The sequence below is a fragment of the SAR202 cluster bacterium genome (assembly GCA_009392515.1).
GTDB lineage: Bacteria > Chloroflexota > Dehalococcoidia > Lucifugimonadales > UBA6952 > UBA6952.
Genome location: VFGE01000050.1, coordinates 1 through 17,874, shown reverse-complemented (window position 1 = coordinate 17,874; position 17,874 = coordinate 1). Strand labels below are relative to the sequence as shown.

18 protein-coding genes and 1 tRNA gene are annotated in these 17,874 nt (G+C 34.2%); 9 read left to right on the top strand and 10 right to left on the bottom strand.

The window, feature by feature from the left end; all coding sequences use genetic code 11:
* The 7 genes from FI695_07355 to FI695_07325 form a co-directional block, all read right to left on the bottom strand.
* Positions 1-1,243: hypothetical protein (locus tag FI695_07355; GenBank protein ID MQG51771.1), on the bottom strand; the 1,243-nt coding region annotated here is incomplete at its 3' end.
* Between the two features lie 5 nt (positions 1,244-1,248).
* A complete protein-coding gene (gene pheA, locus FI695_07350) occupies positions 1,249-2,073 on the bottom strand; it encodes a prephenate dehydratase (GenBank protein MQG51770.1) in 825 nt (274 codons plus the stop codon).
* A gap of 8 nt (positions 2,074-2,081) precedes the next feature.
* On the bottom strand, positions 2,082-2,750 hold the full coding sequence (locus tag FI695_07345; GenBank protein MQG51769.1) for a TrkA family potassium uptake protein: 669 nt from the start codon (positions 2,748-2,750) through the stop codon (positions 2,082-2,084).
* A 15-nt stretch (positions 2,751-2,765) separates the two neighbouring features.
* Positions 2,766-3,161, bottom strand: a complete 396-nt coding sequence (locus FI695_07340) for a TrkA family potassium uptake protein (protein ID MQG51768.1) — start codon at positions 3,159-3,161, stop codon at positions 2,766-2,768.
* Positions 3,162-3,176: 15 nt separating this feature from the next.
* Complete coding sequence (locus tag FI695_07335; protein MQG51767.1) at positions 3,177-3,599, bottom strand: universal stress protein; 423 nt, start codon at positions 3,597-3,599, stop codon at positions 3,177-3,179.
* 18 nt (positions 3,600-3,617) lie between these two features.
* The gene (locus FI695_07330) at positions 3,618-4,289 is read right to left on the bottom strand and encodes a TrkA family potassium uptake protein (GenBank protein ID MQG51766.1); all 672 of its coding nucleotides are present in this window, start codon (positions 4,287-4,289) and stop codon (positions 3,618-3,620) included.
* A gap of 21 nt (positions 4,290-4,310) precedes the next feature.
* Positions 4,311-5,756, bottom strand: coding sequence for a Trk family potassium uptake protein (locus FI695_07325; protein ID MQG51765.1), 1,446 nt, complete (start codon positions 5,754-5,756; stop codon positions 4,311-4,313).
* Between the two features lie 300 nt (positions 5,757-6,056).
* On the opposite strand from FI695_07325, the gene FI695_07320 reads away from it, so the two are divergent.
* The 5 genes from FI695_07320 (at position 6,057) to FI695_07300 (ending at position 8,868) form a co-directional block, all read left to right on the top strand.
* Positions 6,057-6,617 (top strand): MaoC family dehydratase, encoded by a 561-nt coding sequence (locus FI695_07320; protein MQG51764.1) that lies wholly within the window; start codon positions 6,057-6,059, stop codon positions 6,615-6,617.
* A gap of 27 nt (positions 6,618-6,644) precedes the next feature.
* Complete coding sequence (locus FI695_07315) at positions 6,645-7,145, top strand: acyl dehydratase (GenBank protein ID MQG51763.1); 501 nt, start codon at positions 6,645-6,647, stop codon at positions 7,143-7,145.
* 37 nt (positions 7,146-7,182) lie between these two features.
* Positions 7,183-7,461 (top strand): hypothetical protein, encoded by a 279-nt coding sequence (locus tag FI695_07310; GenBank protein ID MQG51762.1) that lies wholly within the window; start codon positions 7,183-7,185, stop codon positions 7,459-7,461.
* Positions 7,462-7,479: 18 nt separating this feature from the next.
* Positions 7,480-8,034, top strand: a complete 555-nt coding sequence (locus tag FI695_07305; protein ID MQG51761.1) for a MaoC family dehydratase — start codon at positions 7,480-7,482, stop codon at positions 8,032-8,034.
* 78 nt (positions 8,035-8,112) lie between these two features.
* Entirely contained in the window at positions 8,113-8,868 is a 756-nt protein-coding gene (locus FI695_07300; protein ID MQG51760.1) for a hypothetical protein, read from the top strand.
* On the opposite strand, the gene FI695_07295 is transcribed toward FI695_07300, so the two are convergent.
* Genes FI695_07295 through FI695_07285 form a run of 3 tightly spaced genes read right to left on the bottom strand, consistent with a single transcriptional unit; the run spans position 8,869 to position 12,336 of the window.
* Positions 8,869-9,666 (bottom strand): NAD-dependent deacylase, encoded by a 798-nt coding sequence (locus FI695_07295; protein ID MQG51759.1) that lies wholly within the window; start codon positions 9,664-9,666, stop codon positions 8,869-8,871.
* 3 nt (positions 9,667-9,669) lie between these two features.
* Entirely contained in the window at positions 9,670-11,073 is a 1,404-nt protein-coding gene (locus FI695_07290) for a CapA family protein (protein MQG51758.1), read from the bottom strand.
* Between the two features lie 42 nt (positions 11,074-11,115).
* The gene (locus tag FI695_07285; protein MQG51757.1) at positions 11,116-12,336 is read right to left on the bottom strand and encodes a CoA transferase; all 1,221 of its coding nucleotides are present in this window, start codon (positions 12,334-12,336) and stop codon (positions 11,116-11,118) included.
* Positions 12,337-12,426: 90 nt separating this feature from the next.
* On the opposite strand from FI695_07285, the gene pyrD reads away from it, so the two are divergent.
* The 4 genes from pyrD to FI695_07265 all read left to right on the top strand — a co-directional run.
* Complete coding sequence (gene pyrD, locus FI695_07280) at positions 12,427-13,482, top strand: dihydroorotate dehydrogenase (quinone) (protein ID MQG51756.1); 1,056 nt, start codon at positions 12,427-12,429, stop codon at positions 13,480-13,482.
* Between the two features lie 69 nt (positions 13,483-13,551).
* Positions 13,552-13,625, top strand: a tRNA-Val gene (locus tag FI695_07275).
* A gap of 16 nt (positions 13,626-13,641) precedes the next feature.
* Entirely contained in the window at positions 13,642-17,361 is a 3,720-nt protein-coding gene (gene dnaE, locus FI695_07270; protein ID MQG51755.1) for a DNA polymerase III subunit alpha, read from the top strand.
* A 30-nt stretch (positions 17,362-17,391) separates the two neighbouring features.
* Positions 17,392-17,874 (top strand): hypothetical protein (locus tag FI695_07265; protein ID MQG51754.1); only part of this gene is annotated, 483 nt, incomplete at its 3' end.

Genomic DNA, 17,874 nt, shown 5'->3' with positions numbered 1-17,874 from the left:
TGTGACCTTCATTATAATTTGCACTATTTCCCAAAAATAAAATTGTCTGATTTTCTTTGTTATTTATACTATTAAGTAATTCATTTGTACTAATAGATTTGTAATTTACAGGAAGATCTATGTCAGGTTTTGAAAATTCTGAACTAAACTTAAATTCATTACTTGCGCATTCATTCATACCTCCCAAAACTACTTGGATATTGTCATAACCCATCCTTTTTAACCAATACGCAGCAACCGTCGATCGTGTCATATCATTACAAACTAGAATAACTCGTGCATTTTTTACACCAATAGTTTCATCCGTACGCTGAATTAACTGACCGCCTGCCATCCAATCGAATTCTGATAAATGTGATTGTTTATATTCAGATTCAGTTCTAACGTCGATAAAGTAAATATTACTTTGGATATTTTCATCAAAAAGATTTTTAAGCTCAGATTGTTCAATGGTTTGTATTCCATTTTGTTTACGCATATTTTCAGCTAATTGTTGAGCAAGTTTTTTATAACCCGATGTTGTATCAACAAAATCTTCTACATCATTATCATATTGAAGATCATATCCAGCTAATAACCAGCCCATCGTGCCATCTTTTAAAGAAATAATATCTTTATAACCTAAAGCATGCATTAAGCTCGCCCCAATAATGCTCCTTGTTCTTCCACCACAATGTATTACGATTTGTCCATCAAACTCTTCATTCAATTGTGGAACTCGATTTATTAATTCTCCATTAGGAATACTGATACTATTTGGCATAGTAGCTCTTGAATATTCTTCAGGAGTTCTCGTATCAATTAATAATAGCTTTTCACCATTTTGGATCTTTTCAAAAAGTTCTTCCGGTGTTATTTCGGGAGGATCGTCAGTATGTAAAACTTGCTCACCAAAGGCTTTGCTAGGAACATTCATACCCTCAGTATATGAATATCCATCAGCTATCCATTTATTTAAGCCACCTTCTAATACCAATACATTTGAATATCCCATATGAAAAAGTTGCGATACAGAATAAAAAGATCTTTTGGAATCACTGTCATTTAATATAATTTTCGTTTGTTTATACGGAATTAAACGTGGTAGTTGAAATTCAAGATCTGACCTAGGAATAGAGCTTGAACCTAAGATATGTTTCTCATTAAATTCTGCTTTAGAACGTACATCAAGTAAACAAAAATCAATACTGTTAGTAATTAAATTTGATAAGTCTTCACAACTTATATAATTCGCTTTAACCATAATAATTAGACCTCATTAAATCTAGGATACGAACCAAACACTCGTATCTGACTTGTTTGGTTTCTTAACTTTTTCATCACATGTTTAATATTCTCATCATTTTGATGTCCATCAAAGTCAATTAAAAATATATATTGGCCTAAACCTTCTCTAGAAGGTCGAGATTCTATTTTAATCAAATTGATATTATTGGAAGCAAAGATACCTAACGTATCATATAGCTGCCCAGGCTTATCAACGTCATATGTAAAACACAATGAAGTTTTATCCGACCCACTTGAATCTGTATAATCTTTACCTAAAACTACGAATCTAGTCACATTTGAAGAGTTATCCTGAATACTTTGATGTATAATTTTCATTCCATAAAGTTCAGCTGAACCTCGATTTCCAATTGCTGCACCTGAAGAATCACCTTTTATTTGTTCAACTGCAGAAGCAGTACTTAGCGAAGCTACTAGATTTGCATTTGGGAAATGAGATTCAATAAATAGCTTACATTGTGCTAGTGCTTGTGGGTGTGAATAAATATTTTCTATGTTATTTACATCAGTATTTGGGTCAAGAATAAAATGGTGTTCTATTTTAATTATTACTTCATCACAAATAATCAATGAAGGATCATGAATTAATAAGTCTAGAGTATCTACAACTGATCCATTTAAACTATTTTCGATAGGTAATACAGCTAGATCACTATCTATTCCAACCGAATCGTATACTGCACGAAAGCTTGGTTGTGGTACCAAATTGGCTTCTGAATCATACAATTGAGCAGCTAATTCCGTAAAAGTTCCCGCTGGTCCTAAATATGCTATTGTACGTGTCATATAATCTCCTACATTGTAAGCCAATTATTTAAGACTCTTATAGAATCTTCATCTCCGATAAATATCAATTCATCGCCAATATCAATAGTTGTATTTGAATCAATATTCTTCGAATTTCCTCGCCCATCAATAATCATTAAAATAGACGTATCTTCTGGTAATTGAATGTCATTAATTTTAATACCAATAACATTGCTTTCCAGTTCAACATGTACACGAAAGATTTTTTTTTGAGAATTTTCTGACAAAGGCATTTCAAAAAATGAGGGTTTATGTTGTTCTGGAATACTATCTTCTAAATCTTGTAATATTACATCGGTGTGATTAATTATTACATCAACACCTAGTTCTTTAAATAAAATTTCATTCTCTGGATTATTTACCAAAGCTATGGTTTTTGGAATATTAAATGATAATTTTGCAACTTGGCATCCAATCAAATTTGAAGAATCGTCACCAGTTACAGCTATTAATAAATCTGCTCTTCTGACTCCAGCTTTTTCCAAACTGTTTGGGTTTGTACCGTCTGCTTGCAAAGCTATACTGCCAAAAGAATTAACAACTGATGAATAACGTACTGCATCAGGTTCAAAGACCAAAACCTCATTTCCACTTGCTAGAAGTTCTGAAGCTAAATTATATCCAATCGTTCCACATCCTAATATTAAGGCGTACATATTTTCCCTTTTTATTTATCTTATAGAATCTAACACAATATCAGATATCAGGCTTGTAGTACTAATAACGTTTAAACCTAACTTTCGAAATATTCCATCTTTTTTGGGATCTGAAACCAAACACAATATAGTGTCAATGTTGTACAAAGACTTAACTTTTTGTGCAGCTAATATATTCCGATTATCATTCGGTTCTAAAGCTAAGAATATATCGCTACCTTCTATCCCAACACTTTCCAAATCGCTGGAAACTGTGCCATCTCCAATAATAGTTTTAATATTTTCAGTTTCATCAATTATTAAAAAATTATCTGCATCAACATCAATTATTGATACATGATTCCCTTTTTGCGACATCTTTTCTGCAACATTAACAGCAATCAGATTACAGCCCATGATAACAATATTCATAACGAACCTTTGTAGTTATTTTTCATTTCTATATAATAGCACCGGACAATGTGCATTTTCTAAAACGTATGGGATAGTATAACCTAATGTAAAAGAACCGTGTGCTCTTTTATACTCTGAAGACATAATAATTAAACTGGCATCTCGATCAACAGCTTCTTGTATAATAGCCAATCCAGCTTCTCTTGCTTGCAATAACTCTGCCTCAACCCTAAGATTGATTTTTTTTGCTTGTGATTCTACGCCAGTTAAAATACCATCGCCTATGTTGAAATCTGGCGCCAAATCCGCATCTAAAGGTAATTGTCGCCCAACTTCAATAACATGAAAAACAAAAACTTGTCCTTTGTTTTGTTGAGCCATAAGTTTAGCTAAATTAATAGCATGCTCATCTGTCACATCCCCGATTACCGGTACAACTATAGTATATTTACCCATACATCCTCTAATTGATAACTAATTATTAATGTCTTCAGATCTCATTCGATCTAAAAGATCATCTCTTCCTGCAATAAATAAAACATCATTTTCTCGTATTGATTCATCTTTTGCGGGGAAAATTATCGGATCTTTTCCTCTACGAATAGCTAACACTGAAACGCCATATTTGTCTCTAGTTCCACCTAATCCTGATTCTTCTATAGTTTTTCCTACCACATTGATAGGAGGTTTAACTCTACTTATACCGAACTTTGATGCTACAGATAAATAATCTTGTACGTCAGGATTAAATAATGTATGTGCCATTCGAACACCTGCATCATGTTCAGGATTAACTACCTTATCGGCGCCAACTCTTTCAAGAGTCTGAGAATGAAGAGTATTATTTGATCTGGCAATAACTTGTTTAACACCTAGCGTTTTAAGTAGAATTGTAGTCATTATATTAGCCTGAATATCAGTCCCAATAGCCACTATCCCCAAATCATAATTTGCTATACCTAAATCACGTAATACAGCCTCACTTGTTGAATCGCCCTTAATCATGTATGTTAACTGACCTTGTAAGTTTTCAATTACATGATCGCTACTATCAAGTGCTAAAACATCAAATCCGAGTGTGTCTAATTCTTGTGCTAAACTTATTCCAAATCTTCCCAAACCCACTACTATAGCCTGTCTTGCCATCTTTATTCCTTTTCTTAGTATTTATCCGATTCTAATTCTTTCTTCTGAATAACGATATAGTGCAGTATACCTACTCCTACCTAAAGCTAATGCAATTGTTAAAGGACCAACTCGACCTATAAACATTGTAAATATAATCAGTAATTGGCCAATATCAGACAATGAAGAAGTAATACCTGTTGATAATCCCACTGTTCCAAATGCAGAAATCACTTCAAACAACACTTTACTATAAGTAATATTTTCTGTAATAACTAATAAAAAAGCAATTGTGAAAATAAATATAATTGCAATAAATGAAAGTGAAAAAGCTCTAACTACTAATGAATTAGGTATTTCCCTTCCGTAAGCCTCTACATAAGTTTTACCTCTACTAGCAGTCATAATCGCAAGTACTATTACTGCGAAAGTTGTCACTTTTATACCTCCTGCAACTGAGCCTGATGCACCTCCAATAAACATCAATCCAGCATATAAAATATTGGTATATTCTCTTGTTGAACTAAAATCTACTGATGAAAAGCCCGCAGTTCTTCCACTTATAGATTGAAAAAGCGAAGTACCAATTCTTTCTATAAAATTTTGATCTTTGAATGTTGCTGAATTTCCTGATTCAGTAACAAGAAAGAATAATGTACCTAAAATTACTAAACTTATAGTTGTAACAAGTACCAATTTTGTATCTAAAGATAATCGTTTAAAACGTTTAAATTTCAATAATTCTAATATTACTGGGTAGCTAAGACTCCCGAGAAAAATCATAAAAGCTATAAATAACAAGGTTATATGATCTTGAAAAAACACTGTTAAACTCGAACTATCCGGTATTATAGTAAAGCCACCATTATTGTAAGAAGATATAGATAAAAATATAGATTGCCAAATTACTTCGCCATTACTCTGAAATAAATTTATAAAACGGTAATAATAAAAAATAGCAGCAGCTATTTGAATAATTAAACCTAAAGCAGCAACTTGAATAGTTATTCTCAATATATTCGATGACCCTATCATCTCCTTTATGGGTTGGTTTTCCCATAATACTAATTGATTACTTGAAGTAAATTGTTGTGCAAAAACAACTAACAAAAATGTTGCAGCACTCATAAAAGTAGCACCACCTAAAAACATTAGAATTGCTATTGTTATCTCGCCAAAAAAACTCCAATACTCCGAAGTGTTAACAGTAACTAATCCCGTTAATGTAGCGGCAGAAGTTGATGTAAATAATGCAGTTATAAATGGGGTGAATTCATCACTATTATTTGAAATAGGTAACCATAAAAATAAAGTTCCCAAGGAGATAATAAAACCAAAAATATAAATTATAAGTAATGGAGATTCAAATCTCCTTGATCTAACAGAAGTATTAGAAAATGATTCCTGTATTATTTCAGTTTCAAATTCTTTTGTTCGAGGTTTCCTAACAACCTTGTCACCAATTCTAATAATGCTACTTTTTTGCATTAATTCTCCTATTGACGGTTATTATAAAAACAAGTTTTTCTAACATTCATTTATTATACAATTTTATTATTAATATTTTACGGATGCAGCATTGTATTCTTTCTTTAATTTTCTGTCAATTAAAGTGTCATTTTCTAACCTAAGATGGTATTGACTCTAATGTAAAGGTGCAGTATTATCCGTCTACTAAGTAGCTTTTGGGGTTATTAAAGACAAGAAATTGAACATTTTTCAGAGTGTTTTTATATCCCCGTTTTATGTCAAAAGGAAGAAAATTCGACTGTGAAGGAAGGAGAGGTCATGACTTCAAATGGAGAAAGTAAATTAACTGATGACATAAAAGCTCTAATAGGTGTTGAGGGTGAAGAACACGAAGTCACTGTCTGGGGGGTTGAAAAAGAAGGTTTGAGAAGATTTACTCAGGCCGTAATGGATCCAGATCCTAGGCACTATGATGAAAAATTTGCAAAATCCACAAAATTTGGTGAAACTACCACCCCGGGAATTTATGTAACCTATCTTAATAGAACGCATCCTCGTGAGGATGATCCTGTTACTAGAGCTTTTAGGGAAAATCCAGTCTCAGATGGTATTGGTGGTGTAAGAACCAGTAGTAGACCTGGAGCACTGCCGGATATACCTACTGATCTCGTGCGAGTATTAAATGCTGGAAATGAGATTGAAGTATATAAATACCCATCAATGGGAGATAGGGTGTTTGCGAAAAACAAATACCATAACATAACAGAACGTGTAGGTCGTGACGGTTCTCATATGTTAATCATCACAATGGAAACAACATACAGAAATCAAGATGGTACATTACTTTGTATCACACGATCTTCAAGCTTTAGAAGATAAAATTATTTTCAAGAAAGGAGAATGGTTATGCCTACTCAAGAAGAGTTAAGAAATAAAGAACAAACATATTACGATGACGTAGAAGTTGGGCAAGATTTGCCACCATATGTTATTGGACCAATGACTCCAACACACTTATTTAGATGGAGCGCTGCGATTGAAAACTGGCACAGGATTCACTATGATCAAGACTTCAGTATTTATCATGATGGACTACCAAATATTTTGGCACAAGGTTCATGGAAGCAAAGTGTAATGCCTCAATATTTAAAGGATCTCTGCTTACCTAATGGATGGGCATGGAAGGTTCAATTTCAACACAGAGCAATGATTGTTCCTGGAGATACAATTACTGTTCATGCAAAAGTAACTAACAAATATGAAAAAGATGGACTAGGGTTTGTTGAAGTCGAAACAGGAATGACAAACCAAGATGGTATTAATACATGTCCAGGAAATGGAACAATTGTATTGCCAATAAAAGGCGGAAAAGAGATACCATATCCTTTTGTCGCTCCAGAAGAATAATTAACATATAAACAAACTTTTTATTAAGGAGGCAATTATGCCACGTTGGTTAGCAATAGGTACTGCTGATGGATGGGATAATCCAGAAAAATTTAGAGAACAAATGGCTGCTACAAAAAATTGGCGCCCAGATGCACGAACAACAATTACTACTGTTCTACATTTAGGCGACGGTAAATTAATGGCAGAATGTCATTCTCCTTCACAAGATGCATTTGATGCATGGTTAGAACAAAAGGGATGGAATATCGAAAGTATTACACCTATACAACAAATCGCAAAAACTGGAAGTATTTGGGATGGTCAAAAACCATAACCCCTAAGGAGGAAAATTATGACGACATCTGAAACAAAATTAACAGATGAAGTAAAAGCAATGATTGGTGTTGAGGGCGAATTGGCAGAGGCTTCTTGGTGGTTAATTGAAAACGAAGGAGTGCGCAGATTCACACAAGCTGTTATGGATCCTGATCCTAGATTTTGGGATGAAGAATATGCGAAAGACACTAAATTTGGTGAGTTAATTACCCCACCAATTTATGTTAGCTATCAAGCAAAAACCCCACCATGGGGTGGCGATCCTGTAACACAGGCTTTTAAAGAAAACCCTGTGGCAGATGGAGTTGCACAACTCAAAGAAAGACCAAAAGGATCTTTACCTCGTGTCCCTACTGACTTAGTAAGAAACCTCAACGCTGGTAATGATTTGGAAATTTTTAAATATCCAAGTCGAGGTGACAGAATCTACAAACAGCAACGCTATGCAAATATTATTGAACGTGTTGGGCGAGATGGTTCACATATGTTAATTATCACTACAGAGGTAAACTTCTACAATCAAAAAGGTGAAAAACTTTGCACAACACGTGCATCTGGTTTTAGAAGATAATAATATAACACCTAAAAGGGAAGAGATAATCTCTTCCCTTTTTATTTTTAGATTCATTAAGTCAAGGAGTACTTTCTGATGGACGATGTAATCTGCTTCATGACAGATAATAATGACCGAAAACCTCAGAAAATTTCCACACGTCCTCGTCTACCTCAAGCTTCTCTACATTGCCCCCCGATTACTGCAGGTAACGAACTCGGCCTTGTAGTATACCCAAATAGTAGTTCTAATTGGGAAATTCAAAGGGTACCAGAGTATATCCAAGTTACGTATACTCCAGAAAATCCTGTGGTGGATATTCCCTTTATACTCTCAGTCGGTGAGGATGGTTCACGAATGGTCCAACTAATTCCTAAAGACCCAAATGTACCCACGACGCAAGAAGATTACCAAATAGCCATGAGGAAAATTGATACACTTTTCAATGATTTCCATACGCCAGCAGGAGCAATTACTTTAAAAGCCAATTGCTGGTTTCAAACCCCTGAAAACTGGGATTCAGTTTGGATGGGAATTACCAATCAATTTGATCCTCCCTTCCCAGATACATACACAGTCAGAGTTCAAACCGACTGGTATTCAGCCTCCACAACTGTTGAAATACGGTATCAACTTAAAATAGGTCAAATTATAAAGATATCTAAAGAAAATCCTATAGGCATGGTTACATTTCTAGAACGTGACAATATTAACATTAAGTTTAGTGTATACGATGAAGAATTGACCACCAAACAAAACAAACAAAAAAATGAGAAATTAGATCCTTCATATAAAATTTCTGAAAAAAATCTGACACCACATAATATTTGGTACCAAACCAATAGGAAATAATTAGCCCAACTCTTGTATTTTTTCTACTAATAATGGAAGTATATCACCAGTTGCACCAGCTATTTGGGTTGTAACAATATCTGATATTGGTGTTCTTTCTGGATTAATCTCAACTATATATGCGCCGTTCATGTAAGCTTCTGTAGGAAAAGATGCAGCAGGGTATACAGTACCAGAAGTACCTAAAACCAACATAGCATCACAATTTTGGGTAGCACTAATACATTTTGTAAGGACATCAGTCGGTATCGGTTCTCCAAACATTACCCCATCACCTTTAATCATACCCTGGCAATTTGGGCATTTAGGAGGAATATCAACGATGGTAAATTCGTCTCGTAAAAACCTGCTAGAACAATCTAAACAACGGTAATAATTTCTATTACCATGAATCTCAGCAACGTTATTGTTACCAGCAATCCTATGTAATCCATCAACGTTTTGTGTAATTATTGTATCCAGTTTACCCATTTTTTCTAACTTAACTAATGCAAAATGACCTGGGTTAGGTTTAGCTTCAGCCAATGCCTTTGTAAATTTTGCCCGTTCAGGTGATTCTTCATTGACTAGGCCAGGATTTAACATTCGTTCCCACCATAATTTAGGATCGTTCATAAAATTTTGAAAACTTCTTGGATCTGGTTCACCAATTTTAGTCCAAATACCGCCTGAACCTCTATATGTTGGTATTCCACTTTCCGCGCTCATACCAGCACCAACTAAAGCAACAACATGACTAGCTGCATGAATTTTTTCCGCAGCTATATCAATTAACTCTTTTATCTCATCTGTTACCATAAATTATAAATTGATAATACCTTTGTCACCATCAATCGTAATCTTCGTACCAAATGGTTCTGAAAGGATCTGAAAACGTTCTAAAACTTGTTTTGCTACTTGTCCTGAAGCTAATACTGGGCGGCCTCTCTGAGATCTTTCTTTCCCATATCCAAGATCTATAGGTAATAATTCTAGTTTTATCATTTCACCCTTTTCAAATTGAACAGTAGCAACAGCACTTTCCCATCTGATAGGCTCAATAGTCTGTCCTCTTACAGCGTTTTTATCAGCTGAATATGCACTTCCATCACGAGCATCATAAAAATCAGCAGGGGTTCCTTCCCAACTCAAATTTTGACGAATCATATTATCGTGAGGCATAAGTTCAACAGTGTCGTTCTGTAAAATAAAATCACCTAAACTATAAAAAATTGGTTTTCCTTTATATATTTCAATACCTCTATCTTGGTGTGGTCCATGGCCAATAAACATATCTGCACCTGCATCAATTACTGCATGTGCAAGAACTTTTATATGATCAGATGGTTCATTTTCTGTTGCGCCACCTTCATGATTATGTACGGTAAATAATACCCAATCACTCATTCGTTTTGCATCAGATACACGTTCTAAATTCCTTTTGAGGTCCGATTCATTTATATATGTGCGTTTCTGAATTGAACTACCTTTTACAAATTTTGTATAAGATTCGTCTTGATAACTAGCATGGTCTAAGAAATATACTAAATCGTCAGAAGGAGGGCTTAATTTATCAGAATTATCTTCAAATTCAGCACCTTTTTCAGCTCGGTTTTTCATTGTTTCAGACCAACCAAGTTTATCAGCAACCAACTTTAGACCTTTGATCATTTCTTCATCTACGTTCCATTCTGTCGTCCAACGAATATAATTTGGGCCTGGTCTGCCACGAACATCTCTTCTTTGATCTCCAGCTCTTCCTCCTGGAGGTCCACTAGTTGTAGCTGAAATTAATGCAACACGACCGGCATTTGTATCTAAATACGTTGGTGCACTGGCTGATGCTAAATTAGGACCAGTTCCTGCATATGGCAGATCATATTTATCTAAATTTTGTATATTAGTTAAAACACCATTTTCGCCAAAATCCCATGCATGGTTATTTGCTGTGGCAACAATATCAAAACCCATCCACTTTAAATCTTCTATATATTGTGGATCGCATCTCATATATGTTCCACCAGGAACAGTTGAAGGAGCGTCTTCATAATTATGGAACAACATCTCTGCATTAGTAAAAGACACATCTGCATTGGCTATAACATCCCTCAAAGCAAGAAATGGCTTTTCTTTAAATACCTTCATTTGTCGAGAAATTAATGACTCTCCGGTGATAGCCATTGTTATATTTCTTTTTTCAGCATCATAGATCATAATCTCCTCCATTCACTATTAACCTACTAGACCAATTATCATATAAACTAAAAATTAAATAAACTCATTGTCTGAGGATTTTAATATACCTTTTTCTTCTAAATCAATAATTGTACTATCATCATAATCTAACCATTCATTTAATATACTTTTTGTGTGTTCCCCCACTACAAATGCTCTCTTGCTAACATCTGCAGGAGTTCTGGAAAGCCTGACAGGAGTATTAGATACTTTAACCTGTTGTTCATTTTCTCCAGGAACAGGTAAAGTAACAATCGAATTTCGGGCTTTTATATGAGGATCTTCAATCATCTCTTCCAAATTGTTTATAGGGCCACATACTGCTATTCCATCTAACACCTCTATCCAATGTTGAGTAGTCTGTTTTTTTAACGACTCTGTCAAAATTGGTTCCAAAGCACCGTGATTTTGTGTTCTTTTTTCTCCTGTATTAAATCGATCGTCAGCTGCTAATTCTTCTAATCCTAAAATGAAACAAAATGCCTCCCAATCTCTTAATCCTGCTATACATATATAACCGTTAGCTGTTTCAAAAGTTTGAAAGGGTGTAATTAAAGGATGTCTTGTACCAATTCTTTGAGGTATCTGACCTGTTATAGAATATCTAATAATTGCATTTTCTAAGTTATATATCACACTCTCTACCATACTTACATCGATTTTCTGCCCCTTACCACTTCTATCCCTTTCATAAAGAGCTGATAGAATGCCTAAAGCCATATAAGTACCACCAAAAGTATCTCCTACTGAAGTACCAACACGCATAGGTCTACCATCAGGTTCACCAGTTATACTCATTAAGCCGCTAAATCCTTGAGCTATCACATCAAATGCTCCTTGCTGAGCCCTGGGTCCAGTTTGACCGTATCCTGAGCATGAAGCATAAATCAATCCTGGATTGGTATCTTCAAATTGTTCATACCCAAGTCCTAGTTTTTCCATAACACCTACTGAAAAGTTTTCTGTAACAACATCTGCCTTATTTATTAAATCTTTTACAATCTGTAAACCTGTAGGATCTTTCAAATCAACTTGTATGGACTTTTTCCCTCTTTCTAATGAATACCTATAAGAACTTATACCATTAACATAGGGTCCATCTCCTCTATTGCTATCTGTTGCAGTAATTCTTTCTACATGTATCACTTCTGCACCTAAATCACACAAAATCATAGTCCCAAATGGTCCTGCTAACCAATGAGTGAAATCAATAATTTTCACTCCTTCTAATGGTCCTGCCATATTGCCCTCCATTTAATTCAAATATTATCTATATTTCGTACTGAAATACTTAATGTAAACATATATAATTAAACAATATCGTATGAAAGAAAATACAATTCCATGTATGAAAATCTATTACGTCCAATATTATTTAAATTGCCTCCAGAAAAAGCACAATCTTTTGCTGACTTTTTTTTGAAGCGAAAGCTTATTTGGGAAGTATATCATTCATTTCAAAAAACGTCTGATCCGCGTTTGCAAATATCCTACACTAACGATCAAAATCTTCCATCTCCTTTGGGGTTTGCTGCCGGATATGACAAAGATTGTGAATTTTTAACTTCGTTACTTCTATTAGGATTTGGATACGTTATAGGAGGAACTATAGTTAACTCTCCCAGATATGGTAATGAAAAACCTAGAATAGCTAGAAATATTAAAGAAGAGGCGTTAATCAATGCTTTAGGATTTCCATCTAAAGGTAAAAGCTACGTTACAGATTTCCTTGAAAAATATCAAAAAGATTTATCAAAACGACAAAATCTAGGTAAAATAATGCTCAGTATTTCTGGGCTCGATCATGAAGATCTATTATCGTGTCATTCAGATATACAACCATATGCTAGTTTTTTAGAAATAAATATAAGCTCACCAAATACAAGTAATATTAAAATATTCCAAGAACAGGATAATTTAGCTAAGTTACTAAATTCACTAAACAAACAAAAGTCTCTTTTTCTAAAACTTCCACCATATACCACAAATGAAGAAAAAACATTAGTTTTTTCATTAATCAAAACTGCTATCTCTTGCGGAATCGACGGCTTCACCATTGCAAATACAAAACCAATCAGTGACGACCGCCTTGCAGTAGGTAAAGGCGGAATGAGTGGAAAGCCTTTATTAACCCAAACTATACAAATGGTCAAAGAAATTCGATCTGAATTTGGGTTTGATTTTATCATTAATGCTTGTGGGGGTATTTCAAATGCCTACGATTTACTATCTGTTTTATATGCAGGAGCTAATACTGGCCAACTACTAACAGCATTTATTTATAGAGGCCCAAATATTGCTAATAATATAAATAATACACTAGTTAAATTAATTGAAAAAACTGGTTCCAAAAATATTACGGAACTAGTGCAACAGTATTCTAATCTAGATAAATTATAAAGGACATAAAATTTAATAATAAGTTTTTATTGAATACAATCTTCTTGATTGTTACACTGTCGATAAACCGGGCGGTTAGCTCAGTTGGTTAGAGCGTCGCGTTGACATCGCGGAGGTCAGTGGTTCGAGCCCACTACCGCCCATTTAAAATTTTTTGCTATGAAACCATTTAGTCACTTACATGTACATACTGAATATAGTTTGTTAGACGGCTTAAGTCGTGTAAAACCATTTAGTCATGGCACTTCTCTCATTGAAAAAGTGAAAAAAGAATCCATGGACCATATCGCTATAACCGACCACGGAAATCTTTATGGAATTATCGACTTTTATAGAGAATCCATGCGTGAAAACATAAAACCAATCATTGGTTGTGAAGTATATGTAGCTCGTGAAAGTATGCATATAAAAAACGCTACAGAAAAAAGTCCTTACCACTTAACTCTTCTTGCAAAAAATAATACCGGATATAAAAACCTCATAAAACTTGTTTCTAAAGGGCATCTTGAAGGATTTTACTATAAACCAAGAGTAGATAAAAAACTTTTAGAAGAATTTGGAGAAGGTATTATCGCTCTTTCTGGATGTCCAAACAGCCAGCTTTCCCAAGCAATTGTAGCGAACGATTTTACACAGGCAAAAAATATTGCCGAATGGCATAACAACGTGTTTGATGACTTCTATTTAGAATTGCAAGATCATAGATTTGTAGACAATTTGGAATCTATCAACAAAGGCCTAATTAATCTTAATAAAGATTTAAATCTCCCACTTGTCCTAACAAATGATTCTCACTATGTTGAAAAAACAGACTCTGAAATCCAAGACCTAATGATTTGTATACAAACTAATACAAATATTATGGATGGGAAAAGATTGCGAATGGAGGATCAAACATACCACATTCGTTCAAGTCAAGAAATGTCTACGTTATTTCCAGAATTTCCCCAGGCATATGAAAACACCTGGAAAATTGGTGAAATGTGTGATGTGACTATAGACTTTGATAAAGTGTATCTTCCTGAATTTCCTACCCCCAACAACAAAGACGCATTCGAATACTTAACTGAATTATGTATGGATGGTATTAACCGTAGAATACCAAACTACGATTCTATATATCGTGAGCGATTAGAGTATGAATTAAATGTTATAAAAACTGCACAATTCGCTAATTACTTTTTAGTTGTATGGGATATTGCAAAAGAAACGAGAAGAAAAAACATACTTTTTGGGGTTCGTGGAAGTGCTGCTGCAAGTTTAGTTTTATATGTACTGGGAATAACAGATATAGACCCTATATCATACAGACTGGTATTTGAACGTTTCTTAAATTACGAACGTAAGGAAATGCCCGATATAGATATGGATTTTCAAGATGATAGACGTGATGAAATATTACAATATGTATGTGAAAAGTATGGTTCTGATCATGTAGCTCAAATAATTACCTTTGGAACACTTAGGGCCAAAGCTGCATTGCGTGATACAGGTAGAGCTTTAGGTATGCCCTACGGAGATGTTGATCAAGTAGCAAAATTAATCCCATTCGGCGTGAACTCTTTGGATGAAGCAGTATCTTCAATCAAAGAGATCGAAATGTTAAAAGATTCAGATAATAATATAAAAAACCTTATTGAAAAAGCTCAAAAACTCGAAGGTGTTGTAAGAAATGCAGGTACACACGCTGCTGCAGTAGTCATTTCTAAAGAACCTCTCACTGAAGTAATTCCGCTACAAAATGCCCCTCGTAAAACTGATACAGATGTTCCAGTTACACAATTTTCAATGGGGCCAATTGGAGACCTAGGCCTTTTAAAAATGGATTTTTTGGGGTTAGGTAATCTTTCTATTTTAAGTAAAACAATCGAAATAATTAAAGAGACTAAAGGTATCGATCTTTCTTTACCAGCGATTGAAATAGATAATCAAGCTGCATTTGACTTATTAGGATCTGGAGAAACAACTGGTGTGTTCCAACTTGAAAGCTCGGGAATGAGGCGTTATATCAAAGATCTTAAACCCAATTCAATTGCAGAAATCTCCGCCATGATAGCTTTATACAGACCTGGTCCTATGGAACATATAGAAACATTTATTAAAACCAAACATGGCGAAATAGAAGTACAATACATTGATGAAATATTGAAAGATATTTTAGAAGAGACCTACGGAATTATTGTTTATCAAGATCAAGTACTCCTCATTGTGCAGGCTCTTGCAGGATATAGCCTTGGTGAAGCTGATATATTTAGAAAAGCTATGGGTAAAAAAGTTCAAGAAATCATGGTCTCCGAGCGGGTTAAGTTCATTGATGGCGCTTTAGCAAAAGGCCATAGCAAGGAATTAGCTGAAAAAGTTTTCGATTTAATTGAGCCTTTTGCAGGGTATGCATTCAATAAAGCACATAGTGTAAGCTATGCAATGATTGCATATTGGACGGCATATTTTAAAGCCAACTATCCAGTTGAATACATGACTGCACTACTTAACTCTAATTTAGGTAATACTGAAAAGGTATCAAATACAATAGATGAATGCGTCAGGTTACGCATTCCTGTACTTGCCCCCGATATTAATAAAAGCGGAGTTAGCTTTAAAGTAGAACATAATGAAAACAGTGTTCCTTCTATTCGATTTGGTCTTGGCTCTATTAAGAATGTTGGATTTAAACCAGCAGAATCTTTAATTGAATGGCGAAATAACAATCATGAATATGAAAACCTTGAAGAATTGTGCAAACACGGAAATATTCACTCTATAAATAAAAGAATTTTAGAAAGTTTAGTAAAAGTAGGAACTTTTGATAGTTTAGAGAAAAGAGAATCAATACTTGCTAGTTTGGATAGAATTGTTTCAATGAGTCAAGAACAACATCGATTAAATGAATCTGGGCAAACGACTATGTTCGATCTTTTTGATACAGAAGTAGAACGTCCTTTGAATGCAATTTATTTAATTGAAGGAGAGCCTATAACCAATTCTGAAATTAATGAATGGGAACAAGAACTACTTGGAAAGGTATTAACTAATAATCCTTTATTAGAACTAGCGACCATGGAAAATCATAGAATAAATGTTTTTAAAGGCAATCTAGAAGGGAAAAATAATAAAACACTCAGCATTGCTGGGCAAATAAAAAATATTACTTATCGATTTAATAACTATGATCAAGAATATGCTTCATGTGAAATAAGTATGCTCGGTGGAGAAATCGAATTATACATAAGTCAAAAGCTTCTAGACATATACAAACCAATCCTTGTAATTAACTCATACCTTATGGCTACTGGTAAGTTACGTGAAAGCGAAAGAAGAGATGATTTTTATAGTATAAGAAGTAGCGACCTTCAACTTATAACCTCAGTGGAAAATTTAAAAATTCCGCAACTCTCTATTGATAAAACAACAGATAATTCATCGACAAAATACAATGAGAGCGGGTCGAAAGAGATAAATGGCTCGATTCCCCATGCTGAGATTTCCAATACAACTACAACTAAAGAAACGAACGGAATTATATCTCATTCGAATATCGTAAATGAAACTACACCTAAAGAAACAAATGGAACTATGATTGATAAACCTCTAACTAACGGAAATACTGAAAAAGAAATTAATGATAATTCATTTCTCGAAATTAAATTCAAAGAGTCTAATGACCCATATTTAGATAATAAGATACTAGAATCAATCAAAAATGTTTTACTTGAATCTGAAGGAGACCTTTGTATTCATTTTGCATTTACTTCCCAGAATAAAGTGACTAAAATCAAAATGCCAGAAGCCTTTTCAATTGAAAATAATGAGAATAATCTTGCAAAATTAAACGAAATTCTCAATCCTCATGGAGGTACTATAAGCCTTGTAAAAATTTAATGTTTAGCATCATAAAATAGGAGGTAACTTATGATATCAAAGACATTAATTGGATGGATGTTAGTTTTAGGACCTATAGCAGGAGTTATTTTAATTCTTCTTGAACCAAGTGCTGCAAGTGAAGATTTTGCTGTTAATATTCAAGCAAGTTTGGACAATCCTACTTTAGCACGAGTAACTGCAATAGGAATTACCGTAGCAATATCAACTATTTTCATTGGTACTATATTTTTTGCCCGTTCAATGGCAGAAGCTCAAAAGCCTGGGTCTAATCTCGCTGCAATTGGTTCTATTCTAGTTCTTTTTTCAGCAGTTGCATTTTCAATATCCTCCGTAATCCATTTGACGGTATTAAATCCCTCGTTCGTAACAAATGGCGGAAATAACCTTCAAGCGTATACTATTGCCGAAGCTATCTTTGACGGGACAATGTTGATAAGCGGCTCATATTTATTACTAATTGGAATTGCAATAGTCAAACAACAGAACCTAAACCAAATAGCAGGATGGATT